This is a genomic window from Burkholderia thailandensis E264 (assembly GCF_000012365.1).
GTDB lineage: Bacteria > Pseudomonadota > Gammaproteobacteria > Burkholderiales > Burkholderiaceae > Burkholderia > Burkholderia thailandensis.
Map to the genome: position 1 here is coordinate 3,151,429 of NC_007651.1, position 22,473 is coordinate 3,173,901.

The following is a 22,473-nucleotide window of genomic DNA, read 5'->3' on the forward strand; positions in this document are numbered from 1 at the left end:
ACCACGCCAATGCGTGCAGGCCTCGCGAATACCGGGACACCAGTCCATACTCACGTCGCGGCTCCAAGGATTCGCTCGGCGTTCTTCACCCGAAGCGCGCCGGCGATCAACATGGGAAGCAAGTTATCGCGCATTTTTGCAAGATTTACCGACGTCTCGGAATTGGATCTGATTCCATCGAACAACAACGAAACAATGCTCGCAAGCACGGCCCACAATTTGTCGTCCCACAACGGGGCAGCAAGCTGGTAGGCGGCAACCGCGTCGCCCTGAGCGCGCTGGCGTCCGGACGTACCAGTCATGCTCCGGATAGCATGTTCTCGGAAGGCATCATTCCTTGCTAACAAGTAAGCAAACGCCGCAGGCACAGGCCCCTTTGGCCGCATCACAATGTATTCCGTCGATCCCCAACCGACGACGTCATCGGGAAGACATTGAATAAATGCTGTTTTTCCGTTCTCCAGACAAGGTGTAATTCGCGCCAACAACGTGTCGCCATTGCGGAAGCGCATGCCACTCCCGAAAGGGCGCATGACATAGGGATCAGGCCAGCTTCCTTGAGTTGGGAGCGAAGCCATGTCGAGGTAAGGCGCGACTTCGCCCTTACGCAAGGACTCGGTAGGATTAAACTCAATGAGTTCGCTCGCCTTCAAAAGCTTCCAGCCTTCCGGCAATTCGTTGGTGTCCAGCCGTTCTGGGAACAAGTCCCAAATTTCGCGCGGCAGATAAGGACTACGGCCTTCCTGCTTCGCGCGCACGGGACCAAAATCGACGAACCAGTCCTTGAACAAGGCGCGGCCCATTGCCTCCAGAGTCTCACTCCTCTCGCGGTTGAGTTCAATCTTGTCGTCCAAGCTGCCAAGGATCTTGGCAATGGCGCGCTGTTCAGCAAGCGGGGGCAAACGGGTGGAGTATCTCTCTACTGCGGATGAAGGGACACGCTGCCTTCCCGACGTACCTTCCATGTGACCGATCGCATGACGTCGAAAATCGGGAGATCGGACGAGGTAATAGCCAAACAAGCTGTCACTCTGATTTACCTTTCCACTGAGCACGATATATTCCGTAGACCCGTGAGCCACGACACCTTCCGGAAGCTCGGAGATATAAGCCGTCTTGCCATTCTCAAGGCATGGAGTTATACGCGCGATCAAGGTGTCGCCGTTCTGAAAACGCGTGCCTGATCCAGTGAATTCACGAGTTTCAATTCGCTCAACGGACCTTGCGTGAACAGGCAAAGCGTCCATTGGAATGAAGGGCGCCACACCTCCCCGTTTAATCAAACGCGAGGGATTAACTTCAAAGGCATCACCTATCGTCGTTTCTTGCCACTCACTGGCCATACCCAAGCTCCCTCAGATTTCTTTCGATGGCATCATCTACACGTTGCCCCTCTAACTGCTGTGCACGCCATTGCGCCGAAAGCCTTCGCATCACTTCGTCGAACGGCTCGCCGTCATCCGCCTGTGCCTCTGCACCGACATAACGCCCAGGCGTCAGCACATGGCCATGCTTACGAATCTCGTCCAAGCTAGCGGATTTGCAGAAACCCAGCACGTCTGCGTATTCGCCGGCTTCTTTCTCACCACGCCATGCATGGTAGGAATCGGCGATTCTCTTGATGTCATCGTCGTTGAGTTCGCGCCGTGTGCGATCAATCAACACGCCAAGCTTACGCGCATCAATGAAGAGCACTTGGCCACGCCGATCGCGAAGCCCACCACCCGGATTTTTATTTCGAGCGAGGAACCAAAGGCAGGCTGGGATTTGAGTCGAGTAGAACAGCTGACCAGGCAGTGCCACCATGCAATCGACCGCATCCGCCTCGATCATGGCCCTGCGAATCTCGCCTTCACCGGATTGGTTTGACGACATCGAGCCGTTAGCGAGCACCACCCCAGCCGTGCCGTTGGGCGCGAGGTGATGGAAGATGTGCTGCAGCCAGGCGTAATTGGCGTTACCCACGGGGGGTGCGCCGAACTTCCAGCGCACGTCTTCACGCAGGCGGTCGCCGCCCCAGTCCGAGATGTTGAACGGCGGGTTGGCGAGGACATAGTCGGCCTTGAGGTCGCGCAGTTCGTCCTTGTGGAAGCTGCCCTCATTGTTCCAGCGGATGTCGGAGTCGATGCCCCGAACAGCCAGATTCATTTTGGCCAGCCGCCAGGTGGTGTAGTTCGACTCCTGCCCGTAAATCGCAATGTCACCTATACGGCCGCCGTGCTCGTGCACGAACTTTTCCGACTGCACGAACATCCCGCCTGAGCCGCAGCACGGGTCATACACGCGGCCCGAGTAAGGCTCAAGCATTTCGACCAACACGCGCACCACGGAGCGTGGCGTATAGAACTCACCACCACGCTTGCCTTCGGCTCCGGCGAACTGGCCGAGAAAGTACTCGTACACGCGCCCAAGGATGTCCTTCGAGCGATCACCTTCTTCGTTTAGCGCAATACCGGAGATCAGGTCAATCAACTCGCCCAGCATCACCTTGTTGAGCGCGGGGCGAGCGTAGTCCTTGGGCAGTACGCCCTTAAGGGATTCGTTATCCTTCTCGATGGCGCGCATCGCGTCATCGATCAAGGTGCCGATGGCGGGCAGCTTAGCGTTGGCCTGCAGATGCGACCAGCGCGCCTCCTTCGGTACCCAGAACACGTTGTCCGCGAGGTATTCATCTTTGTCCTCGGCGGCCCGGACATCCTCAGCCAACAGCGCCTTGTGCCTAGCTTCGAAGGCGTCGGAAATGTACTTCAGGAAAATGAGCCCGAGCGCGACGTGCTTGTAGTCGGACGGCTCCATGTTGCCGCGCAACTTATCGGCGGCTTTGAATAGCTCGGCCTCGAAGCCGAGAGTGCCACCGTTGCCATTTTTTGTGTTTTCACTACTGGCCATATTGGGTTCCAGTTCTTCAATCGTTGTTCAGTTACGCGATGTGGGGCGCGACCAGCATCCGTTCGGCCGCAAGCTACGGCATGTGCCTCCCTTCCGAACGCAACGTACTCAGCGCCACCGTTGCCCCTGAGATCGCCACACGCTGTTCGTGCACGATTTCTCTAGCCGGCCAATTGTGTCTTTACCTCAACCTCGTCGACTGCTGCCGCGTGGCCCGACGCGGCGTCAACCAGCCCAGATTTTCGCCGGTTGCCGCCTGCGTTTGACATGCCTCTGAGGTACTTCGGGCAATTGTAACGAAAGTGCCGAATCAAGTCGCACTGGCAGGTGCCGATTCGCCGCTCCCCTTCTCCAATCTGTAACATTTTGCTCCGGTAGATCTTTCGGGAACCGGCATGAACGTCCACTCCATCCTGGGTGTGATCCAGCAGAGCAACGTTGCAACGATCGGAACAATCTCCTTTCTTACCGCACCAACCCTTGCAGCTGTTACGTTAGTCAAGTTTCGTTTTGGAAATCTGCGATTGGCTCAAGGCCGAAAAAAGCGGCTACCTATCCTACGTGGCCGTTCAACTTCGCAATCGCATCAAGCAGTAACTGAATCACGGCTTCCAGATCAGCAGCCTGCTGCATCCCTTGACCTGCGAGAAACATGATGGTCGAACGGATCGACGCAAAATTTTGCGCCAGCAGAATCAGATGCACGCCATTCGGTCCACGCACACCCGATAGCCAGTTCTGAACCGTGCGTTCGCTCGCATGTGTCATGCGAGCAAGCGTCTTGACAGCATGCCGATGGAATTGACCCTGTAATCCCGGACACAGCTTCACACTAAGGTTGCTGAATCCATCGAGCGCCGGAACTCGCGAGGCGAGCGGTATTTCAGCGCGCTATGGGGATGCTTCTCGTTGTAATGCTCGAACGCGATGGCCAGATTGTGTGCAGCGGTCGCCGCGTCCGGCTTCGGCATGAAGGCGACGTAATCGCGCTTCATGGTTTTCACGAAGCTCTCAGCCATGCCGTTACTTTGCGGGCTGCACACCGGCGTGGTCAACGGCTTCAGGCCTATGTCCATCGCAAACCGGCGCGTGTCGTCGGCCGTGTAGCCCGAACCGTTGTCGCTCAACCACTCGATTTCGGATGGCGTATGCAACGCATTGCCGAAACGATTTTCCACCGCAGCCAGCATCACGTCGCGCACGATGTCGCCGCTATGGCCTGCCGTCGTGGCCGCCCAACTCATCGCCTCGCGGTCACAGCAGTCCAGCGCGAACGTTACGCGCAGCGGCTCGCCGTTGTCGCAGCGAAACTCGAAGCCGTCGGAGCACCATCGCTGATTGCTGCGACCGACAGCCACCTTGCCGTCATGGCGACGTTGCGGCCGAGGTGGAATCGGTCGGCGCTGCATCAGTAGCCCGTGCGTACGCATGACGCGATAGATGCGCTTGGCATTGAACGGCACCAGCCCAACGGCAACACGCTCGTTGCGCAACGTGCCCCAAACCCGGCGATAGCCATAGCTGGGCAAATCGCCGACGACACGGCGGATTTCCTCGACCACGCTCGCATCGTCGGCCTGTCTCGATTGACGGCCATCGCGCCACGTCGCCGGGCGCGACAGTCGTGCCGATACGTTCGAGCGCGACACGCCGAGAACTTCACAAACCAGTTTCACTGGCCGTCCTCCGGCAGCAAGGGCGAGTGCGCTATCCATTTTTTTGCTCGGCCGTACTCGACTGCTTCCCGGAGAATCTCGTTCTCCATGGTCTTTTTGCCGAGCATCCGTTGCAGCTCGCGAATCTGCTTGAGCGCGTCGGCCAGCTCCGATGCCGGAACTACTTCCTCGCCAGCCTTGACTGCTGACAGGCTCCCGTCCTGGTACAGCTTGCGCCAGTGGAACAGCTGGTTCGGGTTCACGCCGTGCTGGCGCGCGACCATCGAAACCGACGTCCCCGGCTCCAAACTCTCGCGAACCATCGCCAGCTTCTGTTCCGCCGTCCAGCGCCGCCGACGCTCCGGGCCCGTCAACACTTCCATCACTTCCTGCCTGGTGTTAGTCAAAAACACAGTCCTATGCCTACCCGTTAGTTTAAGCGGGAGACTGTGTCCGGAGATTCAGGGGGCCGTTCCAGCCGAGACGTTCCGATCTCTCGTTTCAGCGCTACCTCGACCGCGACTGCGTATTCACGAGCAGTGAGTCCTCGACCTGGTTCAATCGGCAACTTCTTGCGTGTTTCCCGCAACATATTTCCGATCTCCGAAAGTATATTGGCTGTGATCGCAATGTGACTACGACGAAATAGCAGAAATTAAACGGCTGCGACTTCCATTTCGGTGGGGAATACGGTGATTCGGCGGGCACGAAAAAATCGAGCGGAAAATAGCGACGGCACGGAACGTGCCGCGGCCTATGTGCGCATGTCCACTGAACACCAGCAGTATTCGACTGAAAACCAACGGGACGTAATCTTCGCGTTCGCCGCTGCACGGAATCTTGAAATCGTCAAAATTTACGCCGATGAAGGGAAAAGTGGGCTGCGACTCGAAGGCCGTGATCAGTTGAAAGCATTACTGCGTGATGTGGAATCAGGGCAGGCAGACTATTCCGTCGTCCTCGTGTACGACGTGAGCCGATGGGGCCGATTCCAGGATCCCGACGAGAGCGCGAGCTATGAAATTCGCTGCAAGCAGGCCGGCGTCCGAGTGTTGTACTGTGCAGAGCAGTTCGAGAATGACGGCAGCGCCGTATCCAGCATCATCAAAAATGTGAAGCGCACGATGGCCGGTGAGTACAGCCGCGAACTGAGCGTTAAGGTGCATGCCGGCCAAATGCGACTCATTCAGCTTGGCGTGAGGCAAGGTGGTCCGGCCGGCTATGGTCTGCGCCGCATGCTGATCGACCATACCGGTGCTCGGAAGGCTGAACTGAAACCTGGCGAGCACAAGTCAATCCAGACCGACCGCGTGATCCTGGTACCCGGCCCGGTCGAAGAAACTGATACTGTGCGCTGGATATACAAGGCATTCGTGGAAGATGGGCTGACCGAATCAGAAATCGCGGCCTTGCTCAATCGCGAGGGCAGACTCACGGATCGTGGAACCGCTTGGACACGTGGCACGGTTCACCAGATTCTGATCAATGACAAATACGTCGGTGACAATGTCTGGAATCGCACGTCCTTCAAGCTCAAGGAAGAACGGGTCAGAAATCCACCGGCTGCCTGGGCACGAGCAGCAGACGCATTCGATCCCATTGTCGACCGGCTGATCTTCAATGCTGCGCGCCAGATTATCCTCGCACGCTCTTACCGGCTCACCGACGAAGAAATGCTGGCTGCGTTACGCCGGGTACTGTTGCGACACGGCTACCTATCCGGCATTGTGATCGACGAGACAACGGACTGCCCTTCGAGCAGCGCGTTCGCCGGTCGTTTCGGCAGCCTGATCCGTACATATACCTTAATTGGCTATACCCCGGATCGGGACTACCGTTACCTCGAAATTAACCGCCGTCTGCGCGAACTGCATCCGAGCATCGTTTCGGATGCAATGAACGCCATGACAGCCGCTGGAGCGCGAATAGATCGGAACTCGACAACCGATCTGCTGCGGGTCAACGGTGAATTCACAGTTTCGCTTGCCCTGTGCCGATGTCGCACGACCAATGCTGGCACCAATCGCTGGCTTGTACGGTTCGATACCGCGCTGAAGCCCGACATCACGATCGCCGTACGTATGGCCCCCGACGCGCAGTCGATCCGAGACTACTACCTGCTTCCAGCCATCGACGTCTGGTCAGAACAGCTGCGCCTCGGCGACTACAACGAACAGGGCTTCGACGCTTACCGCTACGACGACCTATCGATGCTCGTCTATCTCGGCCGCCGAGTGCCGCTACGTGGAGGCAGTCATGAATGGCAACCAAGATTCTAAACCTGGGCCGCCTTCGTCGTCGGAGAAGATATTGCTAATTCCGGCTGACCGGCTGCGCGTACTCAATCCGCGCACACGCAATCCCCTATTTTTTTCGCAACTGGTGGAGAACATCGCCGTGGTCGGGTTGAAGCGGCCAATCAGCGTGGCGCTTGGCGGGAAAGACAAGGAGGGCGACTGGTACGAGGTTCTATGCGGGCAGGGACGCCTTGAAGCCCTGAAGCATTTGGGAGAGACCATGATTCCGTGCTGCATTTTCGATGCGCCGGAAGTTGATCGATTCCTGATTTCATTGACCGAGAACATCGCACGCCGGCGGCATACGACCGAAGAACTGCTGAGCGGCATCCAAGTGCTGCGCGCCAAAGGATACAGCGCAGAGCAGATTGCCCGAAAAATCAATCTCGACGCCGATTGGGGGTATCCGGAATTTCGTGTGTGAGGCGGGTTGAGATTCAGACTCCAATGTTGAATCGTTCCGGGTAAAGCAGTGCGAACTGAGTCATGGCACTCTTCCAATCGTGCCGGGAGCCGGTCCACTTGGCAACGACGTTGCGCAGCGCCAGCCAGATCAGTTTGAGCGCGGCCTCGTCCGACGGGAAGTGGCCGCGCGCCTTGATGATCTTCCGAAGCTGCATGTGCAGCGACTCGATCGCGTTGGTCGTATATACAATTTTCCGGATGTCAGGCGCGAAGGCGTAGAACGGAATCACCTGATCCCAGGCTCGGCGCCAGAGCGCGGCAATCGGAGGGTATTTCGTACCCCACGGGCTCGTATCGAACGCTTCCAGCGCCACGGCGGCCGCTTCGGCCGACGGTGCCCGATAGACCTCCTTGAGCGCCGCTGCGACCGATTTCCTGTCTTTCCAGCTGGCGAAGTCCAGTGAGTTCCGGATCAGATGCACGATGCAGGTCTGGACCGTCGTTTCCGGGAACACCGTGTTGATCGCTTCCGGGAAGCCCTTCAGGCCGTCGACCACGGCGATCAGGATATCCTGCACGCCGCGCAGCTTAAGGTCGTTCACCACCCGCAGCCAGAACTTGGCCCCCTCGGTCTGCTCGATCCAAAGGCCCAACACGTCGCGTGTGCCGTCGCGGCGCACGCCCAGCGCCAGGTAGATCGCCTTGTTGCGGACCACGCCTTCGTCGCGGATCTTGACTCGCAAGGCGTCGAAGAACACGACCGGGTACATCGGCTCGAGCGGCCGCTGCTGCCATTCGCGCACTTCGTCGATCACGGCATCGGTCACCGTACTGATGAAGTCCGGCGACACCTCGATGCCGTACATCTCCAGCAGGAAACCCTGAATCTCCCGCACGCTCATGCCGCGTGCGTACATCGCGATGATCTTGTCGTCAAAGCCGGTGAAGCGTCGCTCGCCCTTGGCGATCAGCACCGGATCGAAGGTGCCTTCTCGGTCGCGCGGAATCTCGACGTCGAGCAGGTCGTCGTCGGTCGTGATGCGCTTGCGGCTGGTGCCGTTGCGGTGGTTCGTGCGGCCTGCCGGCTTGGCATCGCCCTTCTCGTAGCCGAGGTGGTGGGTCAGTTCGCCGCCCAGCGCGCGTTCGAAGATTGCTTTCTTGAGCGCGGCGAGCTGCTCGTTGATCGTTGCCCGATCCAGCGTTCCGGGTACCAGTTGCTTGATCAGTTCCGGGTCCAGGTTCAAGCCCTTGCCCGGTTCAATCGTCACTTCTTCCTTGCGTTTGCGTGGCATAAAGTGGCTCCTTGGCCATCAGTTTATGCCTCACACACAAACATTCGGATAGGCTCGCGTGAACTATTGAACATGGCTTGGCGACGTTGCGCTTCGCGAGCCGAGGACTCCCATTTCGCCATGTCAGCCAAAAGCGCCAGCCCTTCGTCGCGCGCCGCAGCGCTCTGCCAATAGGTTTCCCCTCGTCCAGTCGTCACGTCGAACCAGCGCAAGCGGTGACCTGCCGGTGTGTTGGCAATGTTCAAGCCAAGTATGTCGGCTGCTCGCGAGGTTCGAAATAGCTGTTTGAGAGAAGTTGCAGCAACCCTTGCCTCAAAAGCGGCAACATCCCCCAGCTCGCTGTCCGGCAGTACAACCAGGTCGAGCTCGTCATCCGAAATTTGGATGCAGTTGGCAACCATCTGTATCGTTTCGGATAAAGACAGAAAATTGCGATAGAAAGACTCTTGCTCCCCCATCCTCTTCCGCTCACCTGCCTCTGCTCTAGCGGCAGCAATGCGTTCTTGTTGCGATTTTGTATCTGTCATGGCCCCGTCGTCGCATTGGAATAACTGACGGCGCCGGGTCGGCACCGTCACCCACGGATTTTACGTGTGCCAAACCAACAATGAGACGAGCTACGTTCAGCTACCGCCCGCCTACAGCCAGAGTCTCGGTCACATGGAACTCGATACCCGCCTGCTCCAGCATCCACGCCTCGATCTTGTCGCGCAACCGCGCTCGGCATTGCAAGCGCCTGTACGTGAGAGCAGCCGGTTCACATGGATTGGTTGCGATCCAGGTTGACCACAAATACCTACACGTCGCCTACACGAGCATGCCAACAGAGGATGGGAAATTCGAAAATTTCAGCCAATGTACTGATTTCATTGGCCCGCCCTACACGATTCGAACGTGTGACCTACGGCTTAGAAGGCCGTTGCTCTATCCGACTGAGCTAAGGGCGGTCGCAAAGGAAGGAGAAGATCGCGGCAAACGCCGCGCTCATTGTCGCGGCGGGCTGTCGCAGACCACGGACAGCCATGAAAAATGCCCCGCAACGCACCCGGCAAAAACCGAGCCGGCAATTATACCCGATCGCTTCGCGGAAGCGATCGGAAATGCCAATGGCGGCAGATCAAACCGGCTGCGCGTGGAACATGAACCAGCCGAGGCAGAACAGCCCCGCGAGCGCGCAGTACAGGCCGAACGACGCGAGCCGCCCGCGCCCTTCGAAATAGCGCATCAGAAAACGCACGCTCAGATACGCGGCGATCGCCGTCAGCACACCGCCCAGCAGCGCGTCGGCAAGCTGGTCGGGCGCGTGGAACAGTTTCGGCAATTCGAGCAGCCCCGCCGCGAAAATGATCGGCGTGCCGAGCAGGAACGAGAACTCCGCCGCCTTTTCCGCAGTGAGCCCGGCCGCGTTGCCGGCGATCATCGTCAGGCCGCTGCGCGAAAAACCCGGAATCAGTGCGCCCACCTGCGCGAGGCCAACGAAAAACGCCTGCTTGAACGTCAGCTTTTCGGGAGGCCGATGCGCGCGCGCCCGCTGGATGCGATCGCCGAGCCACAGCAGGATACCGTTGACGATCAACGCAACCGCGACAATCCTCAAATCGTGAAACACGCGTTCGATGCGCTTCTCGAGCAACAGCCCGACGAGCCCCGCCGGAATCGTGCCGATGATGAGCGCCCACATCAAATGGCCCTCGTCGTTCTTGCGCCCGTTCAGCGAGGCGAAGAAGCCGGCGATCAACGCAATCCAGCGCTCGCGGAAATACCACAGCAGCGCGAACGCGGTGCCGAGGTGCAACGCGACGAGGAACGGCAGCAGTTGCGGCGCGTGCTTGTCGATATGCATGCCGAACAACGCGGGCACGAGGAGCGTATGCCCGAGGCTGCTGACGGGAAAGAGTTCGGTGACGCCCTGCAGGACGCTCAGAAATACCAGAAACCAGAGGCTCACGCGTCGGTCCTTTTATCGGAGAGGGTTAAGCGAGGAGAATCGACGGGAACGGCGTCGCGCAGATTGCCGCGCCGCCCGAAAAAACCGCGCCCCGATTATGCCGAGCGAGAATGACCGCGCCAAGGCGTTTGGCGCGAATCGGGTACCTGGCTAACAGCCAGATACACTTTTAATGCGAACGAAAGTAAATAGAAAGCAAACCGCCACGCACTGAGACAGCGCTTTCGGAACGAAAGGCGGCCGAATCAGCGGCCGACTTTGTAGAAGAACAACACGGTGCTGCCCGTGAACATGCCGAACAGCGTGAGGGCCATCGCAGTTGCAAGATCCATGCTCGCTCCTTGTTGGGACAGATCCGGCACGATCAACATGACCGGTCCGGGTCATTATCCTTACAGCTTGCTGTTTTTGACATTCTCGGTTTCCCGCATGTGCGCCATGCACTCGGCGCCCGCCCGTGCTCACGACGAGCTTGCGCCGGCCGCACGCCCGGTCGCCTGCCGCACCGATGCGCGCGCCCCGCGGCGCGGCGATTCCGCTATCCTTGGCGACCTACCTTGGAAAACCTCGACGCCTGCCACCATGCCCTCTTTCCAGAATCAGGACATCCTCGAACTCACCGACGGCGCATCGCTCGCACGCATCGCGCCCGAAGCGGGCGGCCGGCTGCTGTCATGGAGTATCGGCGACGCGAGCATCGTCTTCTGGCCCGATGCCGCAGACTGGTCCAATCCCGCGAAGATCCGCGGCGGCAATCCGCTACTGTTCCCGTTTCTCGGCCGGCATCGAGTGGACGGGCGGATCGGTTTCTGGCGCGACGGCGCGGGTGTCGTGCGCGAACTGCCGATGCACGGCTTCGCGCGCGATCTGCCGTTCGACTCGCAAGCGGACGCCGACGGTCGCGGCGTCACGCTGTCGCTACACGGCAGCGAGCGCACGCATGCCGGCTACCCATTCGAATTCCGCTTCGCCGCACGCTACCGGCTCGTCGACGAGCGCACGCTCGACGTCGCGCTCTCCACGACCAATCTCGGCGACGCACCGCTGCCGCACTACCCGGGCCATCATTTCTATTTCGCGCTGCCGCACGCCGAGCGTGCGTCGACCGTGCTCGAGTTGCCGCCGACTCGGCGGCGCCGCCAGCTCGACGACGGCTCGATCAGCGCCCCCGAACCCGGATCATCGCGCTATACGCTCGACGATCCGGCCATCCTCGACCGCTTCCACTGCCTAGACGGCATTCCCGCCGAGCCGGTGCGCGTGCTGATGCCCGGCCGCCGGCACGCGATCGAGATCGACCTGAACCGTCCGGGCTCGGTGCCGTGGTACGCGGTGACGACCTGGACCGAAGCACCCGGATCGAACTTCTATTGCATCGAGCCATGGCTCGGCCTGCCTGACGCGATTCACAACGGCCTTGGCCTGCGGCATGTCGCGCCCGGCGCGACGGAAACCGCCGCGCTGCGCATTCGCGTGACGCCGCTCGCCTGACGCGCCCGGCCGGCGTCGGCGCGCGCCCGCACGATGCGGCGCGGCTCCCCTCGCGAGCGTCTGCCGCGCCGCCCCGCCTCACCCGCACGCATCCTTCCACGCAAGCCCTTCCGACGCCGATGCTGGCCCGAAACGGCGAGGCCCGTACCGAACCCGTTAAAATTAGACGTTTTTGTATCCGCCGCCGCGCACCGTCGCGGCGGCGCCTTGCGAGGTTCAATGTTTCTGAAAACAACGAGACGACTCGTCGTCGCATCGCTTGCCGCGCTGCTCGCCGCGTGCGGCTCGACGCCCGTCGGTCCCGGCTTCTACCGGGTCGAGCGCGGCGACACGCTCTCCAAGATCGCGCGATCGAACCGCCAGTCGGTCGCGAACATCGTCCGCTGGAACCAGATCACGAATCCCGACGCGATCGAAGTCGGTCAAGTACTGCGCATCGCGCCGCCGCCCGGCTCCGCGTCGACGCCGGGCACGACGAGCGCATCGCGTAGCCCGAGTCGCCCGGCGCCCTCGTCGCCCGCCACATCGTCCGCGCCTTCCGTGAAGCCCGCGTCGAGCATCTCACTCGTCTGGCCCGCCGCCGGCAACGTGATCCGCTCGTTCGACGGAGCGAAATCGAAGGGCATCGACATCGCGAACACCGCAGGCACGCCCGTCCTCGCGGCGGCGGCCGGCACGGTCGTCTATGCGGGCAACGGCCTGCGCGGCTATGGCAATCTGCTGATCATCAAGCACAACGCCGATTTTCTGACGACGTACGCGCACAACCGCACGCTGCTCGCGAAGGAAGGCCAGACGGTCGCGCAGGGGCAGAAGATCGCGGAGATGGGTGATACCGACAACGATCGCGTCGCGCTGCACTTCGAGCTGCGCTACGGCGGCCGCTCGATCGATCCCGCCCGCTACCTGCCGTCGCGCTGACGCGGCGCAGCGCGCACGACGGCGCGACGTACGCAGTCCGGCGCGTGCCGGGCGAACGGATCAGGAATGCGATCAGCGTTTGCGCAGCCGGCCGTGCAGACGGCCGGACAGCGGATCGACGTGGCGCGCGAACGCCACCAGCGCGCCGATCCCTATGACGCTGAGCCCCGTAGCTATCAGAAGCAGGTTCATGGTCGTATCTATCGTTGGTAAAACGATCATACGCAGCATTTGTGGTTTGTGCATGAACGTGCCGTCTAGGATCGACCCTAACGGGCGAGCGCGCGCCCGGCGATTCGGTGTACTGTGCATCGAAACGGCACACGAAAAAACGACCGGAGACGCACGATGCTGCCCCATGCCGCCGATTACGCCGAGCTCGTCGACCGCTTCGCATGGCGCGTTCCCGCGCGCTACAACATCGGCGTCGACGCATGCGACAAGTGGGCCGACGGCAGCGGCCGCGTCGCACTGATTCACGAGCATGCGGACGGCTTCATTACACGCTACACGTTCGACGAGTTGAGGAGCGGCTCTAATCGACTCGCGAACAGCTTCGCACGCGCGGGCGTGAAGCGCGGCGACCGGATCGGCATCCTGCTCGCGCAATGCCCGGAAACGGCGATCGCCCATCTGGCCGCCTACAAGCTAGGCGCGATCGCAGTCCCTCTCTTCACGCTGTTCGGCGCGGACGCGCTCGAATTCCGCCTCGGCGACAGCGGCGCCGTCGCAGTCGTCACCGATCGCGCCGGCTACGAGAAGATCGCGCCGCTGCACGCATCGCTGCCGTCACTCGCGACGATCTACTGCGTCGACGGCGCGCCCGATCTCGCCGAGCCCGGCGTGCTCGCATTCGATGCGGCGCTCGCGGCCGAATCGGACACGTTTCAGCCGGCGGACACATCGGCCGACGATCCCGCGCTCATCATCTACACGTCCGGCACGACGGGCAAACCCAAGGGCGCGCTGCACGCGCACCGGGTGCTGCTCGGCCATCTGCCGGGCGTCGAGATGTCGCAAAACCTGTTTCCCGCGCGTGCGCGCCTGTTCTGGACGCCCGCCGACTGGGCGTGGATCGGCGGGCTCCTCGACGTCCTGCTGCCGTCGCTGCATCACGGCGTGCCGGTGCTCGCGCGACGCTTCGAGAAATTCGACGGAGCAGCCGCGTTCGAGCTGCTCGCGCGGCACGGCGTCACGCACACGTTCTTGCCGCCGACCGCACTGAAGCTGATGCGCGCGGCCGTCACGCAGCCTCGCGGGCACTACGCGCTCGCGCTCGAATCGGTGGCGAGCGGCGGCGAGTCGCTCGGCGCCGAACTCGTCGCATGGGGCCGCGATGCGTTCGGCGTGACGATCAACGAGTTCTACGGCCAGACCGAATGCAACGTCGTGTTGTCGTCGTGCGGCGCGCTGTTCGAGCCGCGCGCGGGCACGATCGGCAAGGCCGTGCCCGGACATCGCGTCGCGATCGTCGACGATGCAGGCAACGTGCTGCCGCCCGGCGCCGAGGGCAACATCGGCGTACGTGCGCCCGACCCCGTGATGTTCATCGGCTATTGGCGCAAGCCTGATGCAACTCGCGAGAAATTCGCCGGCGGCTTTCTGCTGACGGGCGACGTCGGCGTCGCCGACGCCGACGGCTTCGTTCGCTTTGTCGGCCGCGACGACGACGTGATCACGAGCGCCGGCTACCGGATCGGCCCGAGTCCGATCGAGGACTGTCTACTCAAGCACCCGGCCGTACGAATGGCGGCTGTCGTCGGCGTGCCCGACGCGACCCGCACCGAGATCGTCAAGGCGTTCGTCGTGCTGAACGCCGGCTACGAAGCAAACGACGCGCTCGCACGCGAGTTGCAGGCGCACGTGAAGACACGGCTCGCCGCACACGAATATCCGCGCGCGGTCGCATTCGTCGACAACCTGCCGATGACCGCGACGGGCAAGATCATCCGCCGCGCGCTGCGCGACGCTTGACGCGCGCGATGCGCCGCGCATCGTCGCGTTGCCGCATGAGCGAAGCAGCCGGGCCGCTCTGCGCTTATGCGCGACACCGGCATCGCGGCCGCCGTGCAAATAGCGCGGCGGCACCCGCGCCTGCCGTTCGAACGCCGCGTCGACACACGCACGCCCCGATCGTCGCATGCCGCCGTCCGTCGCGAAACTCGTCCGAACGGCCGAGTCTCGCCGGCCGCGCGAATGGTTTATAGTTGCGCTCACTGTCGTTCCGTCACGTCACTCCATGTCTTCGAACACCCCATCCTCCGAGTCGCACAGCCCGCTCTATCTGAACCTGCTCGGCGAAACCGCGAAGATCGACTGGTGCGATCTCGAGCGTTTTTTCGCGCAAGGCAAGCTGCTGTCGGTCGCGCGCGATCTCGATCTCGTGAGCGTTGCCGAAGCGATCGCAAGTGACGACAAGGAACAGGTCACGCGCTGGTTGTCCGCGGGCCACGTCGAGCGGATGCAGGCCAGCACCGCGCAGGATTATGCAACGCGCGATCCGGAGCTCTGGGCAGTCGTCGTGTCGCCGTGGGTGTGCGTGCAGGAACGCGCATAACGCCGCGATGTCCGCCTCCTCCACTTCCGCGCACGCGGGCGAAGACCCCGAGCCGCGACCTGCCGGGAACCGGCATCGGCGCGTCCTCGGCCTCGCGCTGCCGATCATCGCCGCGAACCTCACGCAACCGATTCTCGGCGCAGTCGACACGGCCGTCGCCGGCCACCTGAACGGCCCGCAATATCTCGGCGGTGTCGCGCTCGGCGGCCTCTTCTTCAGTTTCGTGTACTGGGGCTTCGGCTTCCTGCGGATGGGAACGACCGGGCTCGTCGCGCAGGCATTCGGCGCGAATGACCTCGCGGGAATCCGCATCAACGTGCTGCGCGCGCTCCTGCTGGCGTTCGCGCTCGGCGCGGCGGTGCTCGCGCTGCAGACACCGCTCGTCGGCATCGCGTTCGCCGCGCTCGGCGGTAGCGATGCAGTGCGCGCAACCGCGCTCGAATACGCTCACGCACGAATCTGGGCCGCGCCGTTCGCGCTCGCGAACTATGTCGTGCTCGGCTATCTGCTCGGCATGCAGCGCGTGCGTCTAGCGCTCGTGATCCAGGTGTTCGTCAACGTCGTCAACATCGGCGCCGTGCTGCTCTACGTGTACCGCTTCGACTGGGGTGTCGCCGGCATCGGCGCCGCGACCGCGACCGCCGACATCACGGGCTTCGCGCTCAGCTTGCTGCTGCTGCGCTGGCTGAACCCGCGCGGCCTCGCGAAGATCGGTCGCGCCGAACTCTTCGATCGCGCGGCGCTCGCGCGTCTCGTCGCCCTCAATCGCGATATCTTCATCCGCACGCTGTGCCTGCTGTCGGCGTTCGGCTGGTTCGCGCATCTCGGTGCGCGGCAAGGCGACGCAACGCTCGCAGCCAACGCGCTGCTCCTCAATTTCCAGACTTTCATGGCATATGCGCTCGACGGCTTCGCGCATGCTGCCGAGGCGCTCGTCGGCGCCGCGGCCGGCGCGCGAAATCGCGATGCATTCCGGCAAGCGCTGCGCACGACGTTCTTGTGGGCGGGAATCGGCGCGCTCGCGTTCGCGCTCGCCTATTGGGGCGCCGGCAGTTGGATCGTCGCGCAGCTCACCGATCAATCGTCCGTGCGCGGCGTAGCAGAACGCTATCTTCCGTGGGCCGCGCTCTCGCCGGTCATTTCCGTCTGGGGCTTCATGCTCGACGGCGTGTTCATCGGCGCGACGCACACGCGCGCACTGATGCGAGCGATGGCGACATCGTTCGCGCTGTTCGTCGCCGCAACGCTCGCGCTGGTCGGCCCGTTCGGCAATCACGGGCTCTGGATCGCATTGCTCGTGTTCATGGCCGCACGCGGCGCGACGCTTGCACGCCGGCTGCCGGCGCTCGAGCAAGCCATCGCGCAAGACGCGGCGGCGCCGGCGCGCGCCGCCGGCTGACGCGCACATCGCGCCGGCCACGGTAAAGACGACGCCCATCCGCGTCGCGCATCGGCGGCCGCCGGTCGTCGATCGCCGTCAGCCCGGCATGCAAGCGCCGGCGGCCAGATCGCGTCGCCCACGCGGCTCGCTCGGACGCGGACGCGTATCAATCGTCCGGCTGAAGGCCAACATGCTCATCACGCGCTTTCCATCCGCCGCCACGTATGCCGCCTCGATCGCGGTCATTTCGCAGGCGTCGCAATGCCTCCGCCCGCGCCGGGCTCGCCGAGCATCGACGGCGGCGTCATGTCGGTCGGCACGCCCTGATAGTCGGGCGGATCTTGCGGCGGCGTGCCGCGGCGGCCCCTGGGATCGCTCGCGCAGCCGGCGAGCGCAGCCGCCACGAGCGCGGCGATGACAATGCGAATCATGGAATTCCTCGAGATGATCGGTCGATCGCGCCCCGGTTCTCACCGGATAGCGCCCGGCGAGTCTACTGTAAATCGGCGCGCGATGACGCCGACGCGCGGCTTCGCGTCCGCGTCGGCATGTCCTACTATGTAGACGTGGCGCTACGTCCGTTTGAAAGGAGGACTGCCATGGATGCCGAATCGATTGCAGGCCTGATCGGCCTGGGTATCGGGCTGCTGGTGCTCGTCAGCTTGTCGGTGTACGAATCGCGCGAGTACAAGCGCGCGCACAACGGTGAAGGCATGATCCATCACTGGATGGCCGAGCATCACTTGCTCGACTGGCGGCGCAAGCACTGACGCCCGAGCGCCCCGCTTCCGCCGCCTCACGGATGACGAGCGCGCCGCCGCGCGCGAGAACGCACGGCGCGCCTGCGTCGGGCGCGGACACGCCCGCTCGGGATCACCGCTGATGCCGGCCTGCGGCCTGCGGGACAGACGCCGTTTGCGCGCCGGAATGTGCGCGACCGCAGCGCGTCGCGAATCGCGCGGTGCATACGAAATCCACGACGCGGCAGCATGCGCCGCCGCTTCGATTCACTGAACGATTCGATTGCCGATGAAAAACGGCACGGCGACGCAATATCGCCGTGCCGTCACGCCGCGCGGACCGATCGTTCCGTTCGCGCCCGGCCGCGTCAGCGCGGCAGCGGATCGCTCAGGAAGTGGCGCGCGTAGCGGGCGTTGATGTCCGACAGGCGGAACAGCGTCAGGAAGTCCGCGCAATTGAAGTCGGGGTCCCACGCGGGTGCGCCGCAGATCTTCGCGCCGAGCCGCAGGTAGCCCTTGATGAGCGGCGGCGGCGCGACCTTCACGCCGGTCTGCAACTCGTCGACGGGCAACGGCGTGTGCGGGAACGCCCGGTATTCCGGCGCCGTCAGTGCGTCGCCGAGCGATTGATAGAGATTCGCCGCGTAGTGGCCGCCGTCGGCCATCGAAACGCTCGCGCAGCCGAGCATCGTCTCGTAGCCGTTTTGCAGCATGTAGGTGCCGAGGCCACCCCACAGCGCCATGATGACGGCGCCGCTGCGATAATCGCGATGCACGCACGAGCGGCCGACCTCGACCATCTTCGAGCGCAGGTGCGTGAGACGCGACAAGTCGAACTCGCCTTCCGCGTACAGGCGGCCGACACGCGCCGCCTGATGCGGCGGCAGCACGCGATAGGTGCCGACGACCTTCAGCGTGTCGAGATCGCGCACAAGCAAGTGATCGCAGTAAGGGTCGAACGGATCGACATCGAGCCCAGCCGGGCCGCTCACGTGCGCGCCCATTTCCTCGGCGAACACGCTGTGGCGCAGCCGCTGCGCTTCGCGCAGCTCGTCTTCGGTGCGCGCCCATGCGGCGCGCAGGCGGAACTCGGCGGTGACCGTCTCGGCCGCACGCGGCAGCCGGCGGCGCGGCAGGTCAAGGGGTAGCGAGGCAAGTGGGAGCGTAGGCGTCGGCAGTTCTCGCATTAGGCTTTCCTGGTCGTAAGGAAGGAGACGACATGCCCGCCAATGTAGTAACCGGCCGTGACGCTTACGTGGCAAAACGGTGTCCATTCGGTGACGTGTCGCCGATTTGACTTTAGCAGAAAGCGGGGAATGGCGTTTGATTGCGCCCCAATCAAACCAGATCGGGCGAAATGGCCGCGCGCAGCACGGTCTGCCCATTGCCTTCGCGCGTGCGGCTCGAAAACCACAGCAGCCCGCCCTTCCTGATGCTCCAGCTCTCGTCGGAGCCGGCGAGCAGATATGCGGCCACGCTGCCGAGCGTCGGCTGATGCCCGACGACGACGACCGTCGATGCGATCCCGTCCGGCCAACCGGCCGCGGCGAGCACGTCCCCGACGTCGCAGCCGGGGGCAAGCGCGTTCGCGGTTCGGTAGTGATCGGTCAGCGCCTCGGCCGTCTGCACGGTGCGCGCGGCGGGGCTCGCAAGCACCGTCGCATGGCGCTCGATGCGCGCGCGCAGCCACTTCGCGACGGCCTGCGCGTCCTTGCGGCCGCGCGCGGTCAACTGGCGCGCGAGATCGGTGCTCGCGTAGTCTTCGGCTTCGGCATGTCGCCAGAGAATCAGGTTCATCACGAGACGTCTCCAAAATGAGCGAAGCCGCACGCTGCGGTTTCGCGGCCCGGCGAGCGAGACACCGCACATCCGCCATGGTTGCGCAGTCTGCACGCACACGTGAACGATTGCACGCGGAGATTGACCCGATTTGGGCAAGAGCGATACAATCGCCGATTCCTCGGAGCGTAGCGCAGCCTGGTAGCGCATCTGATTTGGGATCAGAGGGTCGTAGGTTCGAATCCTATCGCTCCGACCACTATACAAAGATATAAAGAGGGTTCCACTGCGGCCCCTTTATGGAAAGGGTCCGGCCGGCGCCCAATCAAGGCGCCGCGTCGGGCGCGATGAAGCCCGCGACCACGCGGAATTTTTTGCGCCCGTGCCCAACGGCAGACCCGTTCGCGCCTCTCCCGTCGCCAGTCTCTGAGTCAAATCAATTTCTCTCGCAATGCAACGCGCCAACATTGAATCGAGGCGAGCACGAAGGAGGGACACGAGAATGAGTTGGCATGGTTATGCAGCGCATGAATTGCGCGCATATCGAGGCAGCGATCGGACTCCTCGAGAAAACGAGAAAGGAATTCGCCAGTAACACAGTGGTATGCGATCCCGCATATTGGCGACTCCGGCTCAATACGATTCGGGTGCGCCTTGGCGAGGACCGCACGCTAGAACGCCAGATGAGCGAACTTCTAGTCCGCGTCGATCGACTCGAGGCGAGGAACCCGCGTCAAGAACGCGCCGACGCGCCGATGTGAAGCGCCGGCTGTAGCTCACGGACGAATGACGAGAGCAACTCGCGCCACGTAGCGCCCGGCAGCCTTATCGCCGGCAATGCGTGACGCGAGCGCCGCAGCCACGGCCGGCGAGATCCCGACCAAGCGCTTGTCGTCGCCGAGCCGGTGCATGTGTCATCACCGCGAGTTCGCAAACCAGGCGCAATGCTGGCCGTTTTACGGCGGACATCGTGCCTCCGTCGTTTCCAGTGGTTCAGTGACGAGACTCGATCGTTCTCCCGAAGCGGCGACTCCCCCCGTCTTCTCCGGCGGCGCGTGATTCGATCGGCGGACGGCGTCGATCGAGCATGAAACGACACGCCGTGCGCCCTCGCCGGTCAATCGATCACGCTGCTCCGATCCCCCTTCAACAACATCTGCGGCACCTGGCGGAACCGATACGTGCCGCTCGCGTCATCGAGATCGAACACCCAGACGACGTCGAAGCGATCGTCGGGCCATTTCTGCGGCACCGTCTGCTTGCCGAGCGGAAGCGCGCCGGCGATCGCCGGAATGTCCTCGTGCTGCCACGCGATCAGCACGCACCCGTTGCTCGCGACGGCCGCCTGAGCCAAGTTCTTTTCCTGCCCCTTCGTGTAGGCATCACTGATCGCGAGCCCGAGCTTGTGCGCGAGCGGCGTGATCGTGTCGATCGGACGCTTGCTCTTCGCATGCTTCGCAACCGCCGCGGCGAACAGCCAGCCGGGCGTCGCGAGATCGGCGTGCTGCAGCGGGCCACGGCTCGGCGCGAACAACACCGCGAGCGCGCCCGCGCGTTGCCAACCGAACACGGTGAGCGCCTCGACGTCCTGCTCGCCCTTTGCGTTCACGCCGTATGGCGCGCCGTCGCCGGCCGGTTTCTCCGCATGCCGGATGATCATGATCTTGCGGGCAATCGGGCTGGCCATACCGCGTCCTCCTGGTCGTTGTTCGTAGACGGCGGACGAACGTCGCGCAATGAGATCGCCCGCTGCCATCTGTGATAGCAAGCGAAACCGGCAAACGCAATGGAATCCCGAGGCCCGCCGGATGGCTCATGCGTCGCCGCGCGACCGCGATGCGCGGGCGATGCGTCGGGCAAGCGACGAATCGCCATCCGTCGCCGATCCGGCCATCGACGGCCGCCGCAGGCCGCGGAACAAGGCCGCGTTCGAACTCGCGCGCGCGTCGGCCGCATAGCGAAGCGCGAAAATCGCCGCGAACGCGACGAGCAAGCCGGCCAGCACATCGACGAGATAATGGCCGCCCTGCGTCGGCGTCGACACAATCATCCAGCCGTTGAAGAGCAGCGCGAACGGCGCGACGACGCGCACGCGCCGCAGCGCATACGCGAACAGCACGCCGAGCACCGTGTGAAACGAAGGCAGCGACACCATGCCCTGCAGCGCGGCCAGATCGATCACGCGCAACGTCCCGTCGCGCAATCGCACGAAATCGCTCACGGCCGACAGCGCGACGGGATCGGACACCCGGAAATGCAGGAACGCGCTCGCCGCCGGAAACGGCGTCGAAATCAGCAGCACCATCATGCTCGTCAGCATGAAGAGCGTGACGAACTCCGACAGGTCGTCGTCGCGCCTCGTCAAGCCCAGCCAGATCGGTATCCCGATCAACTGCCACTGCGCGCTGTCATACGCGAACGCGAGCGCGCGCTGCAGCGCGGGATGCGCGCGAATCCGGTCATAGACGGCGGGCCAGTCGAAGCCGAGATGGCCATCGAGACGGATCAGCGCGTCGTCGATCAGCGGCGGCCTCAATGTCACGCACAGGTAGGACAGGATGCCGGCCGCCGCGACGAATGCGGCAAGGAGCGCGAGCCACGCGAACGTGCGGGCGGCTTCACGATAACGAAAACGCGCTGCGACTTCCGAGTAGCGCGGCACGCGTGCGATGCCGTCCAACACGAGCGCGAACGCCGCGCAGACGGCAATCGCCCGTGCGGCCAAGGCGACGCCGGCCCCTCGCAACGCGTAGCCGTCCGCGCGCAGCCACACGGCGTCGACGAGCGCCAGCACCGCGCACAACGCCGCGCCGACGCCATAGCGGCGCAGCGCGAGCGCGCGGCGGCGCGAATCGTCGAAGCGGGCCAGGTCGGTGCGACGCATCATGAATTCACTTTCATCGGGCGGATAGTCGCGCGCGGCGGCTCCCGGCATGGTTCCGGCAACCGCCGCGCGCGGCGAGCCCGAAGCCGGCGGAAAGCCACCATCCGGGCGAGCGCAGCGCTCATCATAGATCGTCGGCCGCATGCGGGTCGATCATCGCGAACGGGCATGTCTCGAACGCGCATGTCGCCGACGCGCATGTCGCCGACGCGCACGTCCCGAACGGGCACGTCC

Annotated in this window: 21 protein-coding genes, 2 tRNA genes and 1 pseudogene; 10 read left to right on the plus strand and 14 right to left on the minus strand. The window is 63.1% G+C overall.

Annotation, left to right across the window (positions count from 1 at the left end):
• Nucleotides 1–50: 50 nt before the first annotated feature.
• The 4 genes from BTH_RS26190 to BTH_RS26200 form a co-directional block, all read right to left on the minus strand.
• Nucleotides 51–1,343, minus strand: a complete 1,293-nt coding sequence (locus BTH_RS26190) for a restriction endonuclease subunit S (protein WP_025404080.1) — start codon at nucleotides 1,341–1,343, stop codon at nucleotides 51–53.
• Nucleotides 1,333–2,889 (minus strand): type I restriction-modification system subunit M, encoded by a 1,557-nt coding sequence (locus BTH_RS26195; protein WP_009891859.1) that lies wholly within the window; start codon nucleotides 2,887–2,889, stop codon nucleotides 1,333–1,335. Before BTH_RS26195 ends, BTH_RS26190 begins: the two co-directional genes overlap by 11 nt.
• Nucleotides 2,890–3,441: 552 nt before the next feature.
• Nucleotides 3,442–3,657, minus strand: a complete 216-nt coding sequence (locus tag BTH_RS34830; protein ID WP_193759247.1) for a hypothetical protein — start codon at nucleotides 3,655–3,657, stop codon at nucleotides 3,442–3,444.
• A 59-nt stretch (nucleotides 3,658–3,716) separates the two neighbouring features.
• Nucleotides 3,717–4,927, minus strand: a protein-coding gene (locus tag BTH_RS26200) for an IS3-like element ISButh2 family transposase (RefSeq protein ID WP_085952878.1) whose coding sequence is annotated in 2 segments (ribosomal slippage) — nucleotides 3,717–4,612 and nucleotides 4,612–4,927 — 1,212 coding nt in all. Because the reading frame shifts where the segments join, the coding sequence is not laid out codon by codon here.
• 309 nt (nucleotides 4,928–5,236) lie between these two features.
• Between BTH_RS26200 and BTH_RS26210 the strand changes: the two genes are divergently transcribed.
• Together BTH_RS26210 and BTH_RS26215 are read left to right on the plus strand one after the other, a co-directional pair.
• Nucleotides 5,237–6,823: a recombinase family protein gene (locus BTH_RS26210; RefSeq protein WP_011402474.1), complete on the plus strand. Its 1,587-nt coding sequence runs from the start codon at nucleotides 5,237–5,239 to the stop codon at nucleotides 6,821–6,823.
• Entirely contained in the window at nucleotides 6,801–7,265 is a 465-nt protein-coding gene (locus BTH_RS26215; protein ID WP_045592491.1) for a ParB N-terminal domain-containing protein, read from the plus strand. The genes BTH_RS26210 and BTH_RS26215 overlap by 23 nt, the downstream gene beginning before the upstream one ends.
• Nucleotides 7,266–7,278: 13 nt before the next feature.
• Here the strand turns inward: BTH_RS26215 and BTH_RS26220 are convergent, their stop codons facing one another.
• From BTH_RS26220 to BTH_RS35385, 5 genes are all read right to left on the minus strand, one after another.
• Nucleotides 7,279–8,538: an IS256 family transposase gene (locus tag BTH_RS26220; RefSeq protein WP_009891862.1), complete on the minus strand. Its 1,260-nt coding sequence runs from the start codon at nucleotides 8,536–8,538 to the stop codon at nucleotides 7,279–7,281.
• Nucleotides 8,539–8,561: 23 nt separating this feature from the next.
• Nucleotides 8,562–9,065, minus strand: a complete 504-nt coding sequence (locus tag BTH_RS34035) for a hypothetical protein (protein ID WP_127446439.1) — start codon at nucleotides 9,063–9,065, stop codon at nucleotides 8,562–8,564.
• A gap of 343 nt (nucleotides 9,066–9,408) precedes the next feature.
• A tRNA-Arg gene (locus BTH_RS26225) sits at nucleotides 9,409–9,485 on the minus strand.
• 170 nt (nucleotides 9,486–9,655) lie between these two features.
• Nucleotides 9,656–10,486: an undecaprenyl-diphosphate phosphatase gene (locus tag BTH_RS26230; RefSeq protein WP_009905986.1), complete on the minus strand. Its 831-nt coding sequence runs from the start codon at nucleotides 10,484–10,486 to the stop codon at nucleotides 9,656–9,658.
• A 245-nt stretch (nucleotides 10,487–10,731) separates the two neighbouring features.
• Nucleotides 10,732–10,857, minus strand: a complete 126-nt coding sequence (locus tag BTH_RS35385) for a UDP pyrophosphate phosphatase (RefSeq protein ID WP_080511537.1) — start codon at nucleotides 10,855–10,857, stop codon at nucleotides 10,732–10,734.
• Nucleotides 10,858–11,068: 211 nt separating this feature from the next.
• Between BTH_RS35385 and BTH_RS26240 the strand changes: the two genes are divergently transcribed.
• From BTH_RS26240 to BTH_RS26260, 5 genes are all read left to right on the plus strand, one after another.
• Nucleotides 11,069–11,977, plus strand: a complete 909-nt coding sequence (locus tag BTH_RS26240; RefSeq protein ID WP_009891863.1) for an aldose 1-epimerase — start codon at nucleotides 11,069–11,071, stop codon at nucleotides 11,975–11,977.
• 219 nt (nucleotides 11,978–12,196) lie between these two features.
• A complete protein-coding gene (locus tag BTH_RS26245) occupies nucleotides 12,197–12,898 on the plus strand; it encodes a peptidoglycan DD-metalloendopeptidase family protein (RefSeq protein ID WP_009891864.1) in 702 nt (233 codons plus the stop codon).
• Between the two features lie 348 nt (nucleotides 12,899–13,246).
• A complete protein-coding gene (locus tag BTH_RS26250; RefSeq protein WP_009891866.1) occupies nucleotides 13,247–14,872 on the plus strand; it encodes an acyl-CoA synthetase in 1,626 nt (541 codons plus the stop codon).
• 265 nt (nucleotides 14,873–15,137) lie between these two features.
• On the plus strand, nucleotides 15,138–15,455 hold the full coding sequence (locus BTH_RS26255) for a DUF2288 domain-containing protein (protein ID WP_009891867.1): 318 nt from the start codon (nucleotides 15,138–15,140) through the stop codon (nucleotides 15,453–15,455).
• A gap of 7 nt (nucleotides 15,456–15,462) precedes the next feature.
• Nucleotides 15,463–16,854 (plus strand): MATE family efflux transporter, encoded by a 1,392-nt coding sequence (locus BTH_RS26260; protein WP_009891868.1) that lies wholly within the window; start codon nucleotides 15,463–15,465, stop codon nucleotides 16,852–16,854.
• Between the two features lie 224 nt (nucleotides 16,855–17,078).
• On the opposite strand, the gene BTH_RS26265 is transcribed toward BTH_RS26260, so the two are convergent.
• Nucleotides 17,079–17,267 (minus strand): hypothetical protein, encoded by a 189-nt coding sequence (locus tag BTH_RS26265; protein ID WP_009891870.1) that lies wholly within the window; start codon nucleotides 17,265–17,267, stop codon nucleotides 17,079–17,081.
• A 168-nt stretch (nucleotides 17,268–17,435) separates the two neighbouring features.
• Between BTH_RS26265 and BTH_RS26270 the strand changes: the two genes are divergently transcribed.
• Entirely contained in the window at nucleotides 17,436–17,606 is a 171-nt protein-coding gene (locus tag BTH_RS26270) for a hypothetical protein (RefSeq protein WP_004191316.1), read from the plus strand.
• Between the two features lie 338 nt (nucleotides 17,607–17,944).
• Here BTH_RS26270 and BTH_RS26275 read toward each other — a convergent pair whose 3' ends face one another.
• Complete coding sequence (locus BTH_RS26275; protein ID WP_009891874.1) at nucleotides 17,945–18,763, minus strand: GNAT family N-acetyltransferase; 819 nt, start codon at nucleotides 18,761–18,763, stop codon at nucleotides 17,945–17,947.
• Between the two features lie 151 nt (nucleotides 18,764–18,914).
• Nucleotides 18,915–19,373 carry a phosphohistidine phosphatase SixA gene (gene sixA, locus BTH_RS26280; protein ID WP_009891880.1) on the minus strand — a complete coding sequence of 153 codons (459 nt, stop codon included), beginning with the start codon at nucleotides 19,371–19,373 and terminating at the stop codon, nucleotides 18,915–18,917.
• Nucleotides 19,374–19,537: 164 nt separating this feature from the next.
• Here sixA and BTH_RS26285 point away from each other — a divergent pair.
• Both BTH_RS26285 and BTH_RS35785 read left to right on the plus strand, forming a co-directional pair.
• Nucleotides 19,538–19,614 (plus strand) — tRNA-Pro (locus BTH_RS26285).
• Nucleotides 19,615–19,857: 243 nt separating this feature from the next.
• Nucleotides 19,858–20,116: pseudogene (locus BTH_RS35785) on the plus strand (hypothetical protein).
• Nucleotides 20,117–20,472: 356 nt separating this feature from the next.
• Here the strand turns inward: BTH_RS35785 and BTH_RS26290 are convergent.
• Both BTH_RS26290 and BTH_RS26295 read right to left on the minus strand, forming a co-directional pair.
• Nucleotides 20,473–21,042, minus strand: coding sequence for a hypothetical protein (locus BTH_RS26290; RefSeq protein WP_009891882.1), 570 nt, complete (start codon nucleotides 21,040–21,042; stop codon nucleotides 20,473–20,475).
• A gap of 126 nt (nucleotides 21,043–21,168) precedes the next feature.
• Complete coding sequence (locus BTH_RS26295; RefSeq protein WP_011402481.1) at nucleotides 21,169–22,242, minus strand: phosphatase PAP2 family protein; 1,074 nt, start codon at nucleotides 22,240–22,242, stop codon at nucleotides 21,169–21,171.
• Nucleotides 22,243–22,473: the final 231 nt, after the last annotated feature.

Excerpts from the sequence above, each read along its gene's own strand:
- BTH_RS26250 (WP_009891866.1), top strand. The coding sequence starts at position 13,247 with ATGCTGCCCCATGCCGCCGATTACGCCGAGCTCGTCGACCGCTTCGCA.
- BTH_RS26260 (WP_009891868.1), top strand. The coding sequence starts at position 15,463 with ATGTCCGCCTCCTCCACTTCCGCGCACGCGGGCGAAGACCCCGAGCCG.
- BTH_RS26255 (WP_009891867.1), top strand. The coding sequence starts at position 15,138 with ATGTCTTCGAACACCCCATCCTCCGAGTCGCACAGCCCGCTCTATCTG.
- BTH_RS34035 (WP_127446439.1), bottom strand. The coding sequence starts at position 9,065 with ATGACAGATACAAAATCGCAACAAGAACGCATTGCTGCCGCTAGAGCA.
- BTH_RS26195 (WP_009891859.1), bottom strand. The coding sequence starts at position 2,889 with ATGGCCAGTAGTGAAAACACAAAAAATGGCAACGGTGGCACTCTCGGC.
- BTH_RS26275 (WP_009891874.1), bottom strand. The coding sequence starts at position 18,763 with ATGCGAGAACTGCCGACGCCTACGCTCCCACTTGCCTCGCTACCCCTT.
- BTH_RS35385 (WP_080511537.1), bottom strand. The coding sequence starts at position 10,857 with ATGTTGATCGTGCCGGATCTGTCCCAACAAGGAGCGAGCATGGATCTT.
- BTH_RS26265 (WP_009891870.1), bottom strand. The coding sequence starts at position 17,267 with ATGATTCGCATTGTCATCGCCGCGCTCGTGGCGGCTGCGCTCGCCGGC.
- BTH_RS26270 (WP_004191316.1), top strand. The coding sequence starts at position 17,436 with ATGGATGCCGAATCGATTGCAGGCCTGATCGGCCTGGGTATCGGGCTG.
- BTH_RS26295 (WP_011402481.1), bottom strand. The coding sequence starts at position 22,242 with ATGATGCGTCGCACCGACCTGGCCCGCTTCGACGATTCGCGCCGCCGC.
- BTH_RS26220 (WP_009891862.1), bottom strand. The coding sequence starts at position 8,538 with ATGCCACGCAAACGCAAGGAAGAAGTGACGATTGAACCGGGCAAGGGC.
- BTH_RS34830 (WP_193759247.1), bottom strand. The coding sequence starts at position 3,657 with ATGACACATGCGAGCGAACGCACGGTTCAGAACTGGCTATCGGGTGTG.
- sixA (WP_009891880.1), bottom strand. The coding sequence starts at position 19,373 with ATGAACCTGATTCTCTGGCGACATGCCGAAGCCGAAGACTACGCGAGC.
- BTH_RS26245 (WP_009891864.1), top strand. The coding sequence starts at position 12,197 with ATGTTTCTGAAAACAACGAGACGACTCGTCGTCGCATCGCTTGCCGCG.
- BTH_RS26190 (WP_025404080.1), bottom strand. The coding sequence starts at position 1,343 with ATGGCCAGTGAGTGGCAAGAAACGACGATAGGTGATGCCTTTGAAGTT.
- BTH_RS26240 (WP_009891863.1), top strand. The coding sequence starts at position 11,069 with ATGCCCTCTTTCCAGAATCAGGACATCCTCGAACTCACCGACGGCGCA.
- BTH_RS26290 (WP_009891882.1), bottom strand. The coding sequence starts at position 21,042 with ATGGCCAGCCCGATTGCCCGCAAGATCATGATCATCCGGCATGCGGAG.
- BTH_RS26215 (WP_045592491.1), top strand. The coding sequence starts at position 6,801 with ATGAATGGCAACCAAGATTCTAAACCTGGGCCGCCTTCGTCGTCGGAG.